Source organism: Streptomyces murinus (assembly GCF_002154555.1).
Taxonomy (GTDB): domain Bacteria; phylum Actinomycetota; class Actinomycetes; order Streptomycetales; family Streptomycetaceae; genus Streptomyces; species Streptomyces murinus.
This window is the reverse complement of record NZ_MUNF01000727.1, coordinates 1-4,935: the sequence shown is the minus strand read 5'-3', so window position 1 is coordinate 4,935 and position 4,935 is coordinate 1. Positions and strand designations below refer to the sequence as shown.

5 protein-coding genes are annotated in these 4,935 nt (G+C 68.6%); all 5 read right to left on the bottom strand.

Features of this window, described 5'->3' with window-relative positions; all coding sequences use genetic code 11:
• The coding region (locus CCN72_RS33985; RefSeq protein ID WP_086812148.1) for an FAD-dependent monooxygenase at positions 1-1,152 on the bottom strand (1,152 nt) is incomplete at its 3' end.
• A 179-nt stretch (positions 1,153-1,331) separates the two neighbouring features.
• On the bottom strand, positions 1,332-2,267 hold the full coding sequence (locus CCN72_RS33980) for an amino acid ABC transporter permease (RefSeq protein WP_086812146.1): 936 nt from the start codon (positions 2,265-2,267) through the stop codon (positions 1,332-1,334).
• The gene (locus tag CCN72_RS33975) at positions 2,264-2,929 is read right to left on the bottom strand and encodes an amino acid ABC transporter permease (RefSeq protein ID WP_037663273.1); all 666 of its coding nucleotides are present in this window, start codon (positions 2,927-2,929) and stop codon (positions 2,264-2,266) included. The genes CCN72_RS33980 and CCN72_RS33975 overlap by 4 nt, the downstream gene beginning before the upstream one ends.
• 79 nt (positions 2,930-3,008) lie before the next feature.
• Positions 3,009-3,842: a glutamate ABC transporter substrate-binding protein gene (locus CCN72_RS33970; RefSeq protein ID WP_086812144.1), complete on the bottom strand. Its 834-nt coding sequence runs from the start codon at positions 3,840-3,842 to the stop codon at positions 3,009-3,011.
• A gap of 81 nt (positions 3,843-3,923) precedes the next feature.
• A complete protein-coding gene (locus tag CCN72_RS33965) occupies positions 3,924-4,700 on the bottom strand; it encodes an amino acid ABC transporter ATP-binding protein (RefSeq protein ID WP_037663271.1) in 777 nt (258 codons plus the stop codon).
• Positions 4,701-4,935 lie beyond the last annotated feature (235 nt).

The window sequence follows — 4,935 nt, the reverse complement described above, 5'->3', positions numbered from 1 at the left end:
TCCCGGGCACGGCCCGCGGCCCAGATGGCCGTCGGTGAGCAGGGCGTCGTGGCCGCGGGCCGTGCCCGGGACGATGTGCCGCAGTCCGCCCCCGCCGCGCAGCCCCGGCAGCGCCTGGTCGGTGGCGCGCAGCCGGGCGGCGACCACCGCGCGCCGCTCGGTCTGGTAGCTGTCGAGCAGCGCTTCGTGCGGCCCGTGGTGCCAGGCGGAGGCCAGCTTCCAGGCGAGGTTGTCGGCGTCCCGCAGCCCCTCGTCAAGACCCTGCGTACCCAGCGCGCCCAGCAGATGCGCCGCGTCGCCCGCGAGGAAGACACGGCCGTCGCGCCACCGCCTGGCCAGCCGGTGGTGCACCGTGTGGACGCCGGTGTCGAGCAGGTCGTACGCCGGTGTGGCACCGTCGGTCCAGCCCGCGAGGGTCTCGCGGATCCGGGCCACCAGCAGTTCGGGCGTGACGAGGTCCTTGCCTGGTGGCAGTAGCCAGTCCAGCCGCCAGGCGCCGTCCGGCAGGGGGCGGGCGGTCACCTCTCCGGCGAAGGGGCCGGACGACCGCCATGGCGGCATCCGGTGCAGCAACGCCTGGTCGGTCCAGGGGAGTTCCGTGCGCAGCGCGGCGACCGCGTGCCGCTCCACCGCCGTACGGCCGGGGAAGCGGATGTCCTGGAGCTTGCGCACGGTCGAGCGGGTGCCGTCGCAGCCCACCAGGTGACTCCCGCGCCAATAGGTGCCGTTGGGGCCCCGGGTGTGCGCGGTGACGCCGGAGGGCTCCTGCTCGATCGAGTCCAGGCGGCTGTCGGCGGCGATCTCCACCAGCGGCTGATCGGCGGCGGCCGCCCGTAGCAGGCCCGAGATCACATGCTGGGCGATATGCACCGGGGCGGGCTCGTCCGGGGCGAAGACGATCTCGCTCACCACCTGGCGGCGGCGCATCGCGCGCCAGCCGGTCCAGCGCACGCCGTGGTGGTCGAGGGCCGTCCCGGTCAGCCGTTCCAGCAGCGCGGCCGTGTCGGGGCGCAGTACGGCGGTGCGCGCCGGGCGGGGTTCCTCCTTGCCGGGGCCCTCGTCCAGGACGACGGTCGGCACCTCCTGGCGGGCCAGCGCCAGGGCGAGCGTGAGCCCGACGGGCCCCGCTCCGACGATGATCACCGGGTCCACGGCGCGGCGCCCCCTGTCCGCGGCGATGCCTCGACGGCAGTGGGTGAACAGCAAGGTGAGGCCGGGTGCACGATCACAGAACGTATGCAACCCATTGGCAGAGTATGCGTCAAGTGACCCTCGGGGGCAGTGGCGATCATGCCACTGCCCCCGGCCCAATCATGGGACTTGAATGATCGTCACTTCTTGGTGCCGTTGATGTCACCGATGCCGGAGGGATGACCGGCCGGATCCGCGCCGTTCGCCGCCGTGCCCGCGATGTCCGCCACGTCCTGCGCGCCCAGCACCGCGCCGGTCGACTTCTTGCCCCGCCGCAGCCGGCCCTCCAGCCAGTGCGCGAAGGAGGTCAGCGAGAAGTTGATGAGCACGTAGATCACGGCCACGACGGTGAGCGAGGCGATGAAGTTGCCGTAGTAGCCGCTCATCGTGTTGGCCGAGGCCAGCAGTTCGGGGAAGGTGAGGACGGCGCCACCGAGGGCGGTGTCCTTCACGATGACCACCAGCTGGCTGACGATCGCCGGGAGCATCACGGTGACCGACTGCGGCAGCAGCACCAGCCGCATCAGCTGGCCCTTGCGCAGACCGATCGCCAGGGCCGCCTCGGACTGGCCCTTGGGCAGCGAGAGGATGCCCGCGCGGACGATCTCCGCGAGCACCGACGCGTTGTACAGCACCAGTCCGGTGACGACCGCGTAGAACGGCCGGTCGTCCGAACTGACATCGGTGTACTGGGCGAAGAGCGCGAGCCCGAAGATCATCAGGACCAGTACGGGGATCGCGCGGAAGAACTCGACCAGGACCGCGGCGATCACGCGCACCCAGGCGTGGTCCGAGAGCCGTGCGATGCCGAGGACCGCGCCCAGCGGAAGCGCGATGACCATCGCCAGCGCCGCCGCCTCCAGGGTCTTCTGGAGGCCCGGCCAGATGTACGTGGTGTACGCCTCGGAGCCGGAGAAGAAGGGCTTCCACAGGGCCCAGTCCAGCTGGCCTTTGTCGCTGAGGGCGCTGTAAACCCACCAGAGGAGGGCCGCGAGGACGACCAGGAAGGCCGCCGTGTACAGGACGTTGCGCCGCTTGGCGCGGGGTCCCGGAGCGTCGTACAGGATCGATGTCATCGCTTCACCGCCACCTTCTTGCCCACCCAGCCGAGAATCAGGCCGGTCGGCAGGGTCAGGCAGACGAAGCCGAAGGCGATGACCGCCGAGATCGACATCAGCTGCGCCTCGTTCTCGATCATCTTCTTCATCAGCAGGGCCGCCTCCGCCACATTGATCGCGGCGGCCACCGTCGTGTTCTTCGTCAGCGCGATCAGTACGTTGGTCAGCGGCCCGACGGTCGCGCGGAAGGCCTGCGGGAGCACGACCAGGCCCAGCACCTGGGAGAAGCTGAGACCGATGGCCCGTGCCGCCTCCGCCTGGCCGACCGGCACCGTGTTGATGCCGGCCCGGATCGCCTCGCACACGAAGGCCGAGGTGTAGACGATCAGACCGAGCACGGCCAGCCGGAAGTTGATCGCGTCGAAGCCCTTGGCGCCCAGACTGATGCCCAGCGTCTGGTTCAGACCGAGCGAGGAGAACAGGATGATCACCGTGAGCGGGATGTTCCGCACGATGTTCACATAGGCGGTGGCGAAACCGCGCATCAGCGGTACCGGGCCCACCCGCATGGCGGCCAGCAGGGTGCCCCAGACCAGGGAGCCCACGGCCGACAGCAGGGTGAGCTGCACCGTCGTCCAGAAGGCGCCCAGTACGTCGTAATGTCCAAGAAAGTCGAACACGATCTCCCGCGCTTCCGCGTGTAGGGATGCCCACGGTGCGCCGCCGTCGTCAAAGGCGGCGCACCGGCAGGGCGTTGCCTCAGCTCTTGACGTCGCCGATCTTCGGCGCGGGCTCGTTCTTGTAGTCGGCCGGACCGAAGTTCTTCTTCACGGCCGCGGCCCAGGAGCCGTCGGAGACCATCGACTCCAGGGCCGTGTTGATCTTCGCCTTGAGGTCGCTGCCCTTCTTGACGCCGATCCCGTAGTTCTCGTTGGTCATCTTGAAGTTGCCGAGCTTGAACTTGCCCTTGAACTGGGCCTGGGCGGCGTAACCGGCGAGGATCGAGTCGTCCGTGGTGAGCGCGTCGATGGCGCCGCTCTGGAGACCGGAGAGACACGCCGAGTAGGTCGGGTACGTGACGAGGTCGGTCTTGAGGTTCAGCTTGGCCTTGAGGTTCTGGGCCGAGGTCGAGCCGGAGACCGAACACAGCTTCTTGCCGTTCAGGTCCTTCGGCGCCTTGATGGCCGTCTCGTCGGCGCGCAGCAGCACGTCCTGGTGGGCCAGCAGGTACGGGCCGGCGAAGTCGACCTTCTGCTCGCGCTCCGGGGTGATCGAGTACGTGGCGGCGATGAACTGGACGTCACCGCGCTGGAGCATGGTCTCGCGGTCGGCGCTCTTCGACTCCTTCCACTCGATCTGGTCCGAGCCGTAGCCGAGCTTCTTGGCGACATAGGTGGCCACGTCGACATCGAAACCCGCGTAGCCCTGCGGCGTTTTCTGGCCGAGGCCGGGCTGGTCGAACTTGATGCCGATGGCGATCTTCTTGCCGCCGGAGGACCCGTTGTCGTCCTTCTTGTCGCCACCGCACGCGGTGGCGGCGAGGCTGAGGGCGAGAACGGCGGCCGAGGCGGCGGTGACCTTGCGGAGCTGCATGCTGAACATCCTTCGAAGTGGTGCGGGACGAGGCCCGTCGGGAGAAATCGATCCAGGCGCCTGCGACGGCCGCCCGCGGCCTCAGTGGTGCAGGATCTTGGACAGGAAGTCCTTGGCCCGGTCGCTGCGCGGGTTGCTGAAGAACTGGTCGGGCGCGGCCTGTTCGACGATCCGGCCGTCCGCCATGAAGACCACCCGGTTGGCGGCCGAGCGCGCGAAGCCCATCTCATGGGTGACGACGATCATCGTCATGCCCTCGCGCGCCAGCTGCCGCATGACGTCCAGGACTTCGTTGATCATCTCGGGGTCGAGGGCTGAGGTCGGCTCGTCGAAGAGCATGACCTTCGGGTTCATCGCCAGCGCCCGGGCGATGGCGACACGCTGCTGCTGGCCGCCGGACAGCTGGGCGGGGTACTTGTCCGCCTGGGTGCCCACGCCGACCCGGTCGAGCAGGGCCCGCGCCTTCTCCTCGGCCTGCTTCTTGTCGGCCTTGCGGACCTTGATCTGGCCCAGCATGACGTTCTCGAGCACGGTCTTGTGCGCGAAGAGGTTGAAGGACTGGAAGACCATCCCGACGTCGGCGCGCAGCCGCGCCAGCTCCCGGCCCTCGTGCGGCAGGGGCTTGCCGTCGATCGTGATGGTGCCCGAGTCGATCGTCTCCAGGCGGTTGATGGTGCGGCACAGGGTCGACTTGCCGGACCCGGAGGGCCCGATGACGACCACGACCTCGCCGCGGTCGATCGTCAGGTCGATGTCCTGGAGCACGTGCAACGCGCCGAAGTGCTTGTTGACGCTCTTCAGGACGACCAGTTCGTCGGAAGCGGCCCTGTCCTCCTTGGCCACCGATACTTCGGTCATCGCTTCACGGCTCCGTCCTCCTCGGTTTCGGAGGACAGTAATGACGGGCTGTGACCTGCGTCATCACATCTGAGGGAGATCTGAGCATCACGATCCGGTAGCCGTCGTACACATGTCGTAGCGGTAGCCGTCAGGATGCGTATCGGCCGCATAACGGAAGCGACGGGCAACCGGAAGCCACTTGACGGCGTCCTGCTCCATCGGCGTCACTGCCATGGTGCCCGCGCGCGGGCAC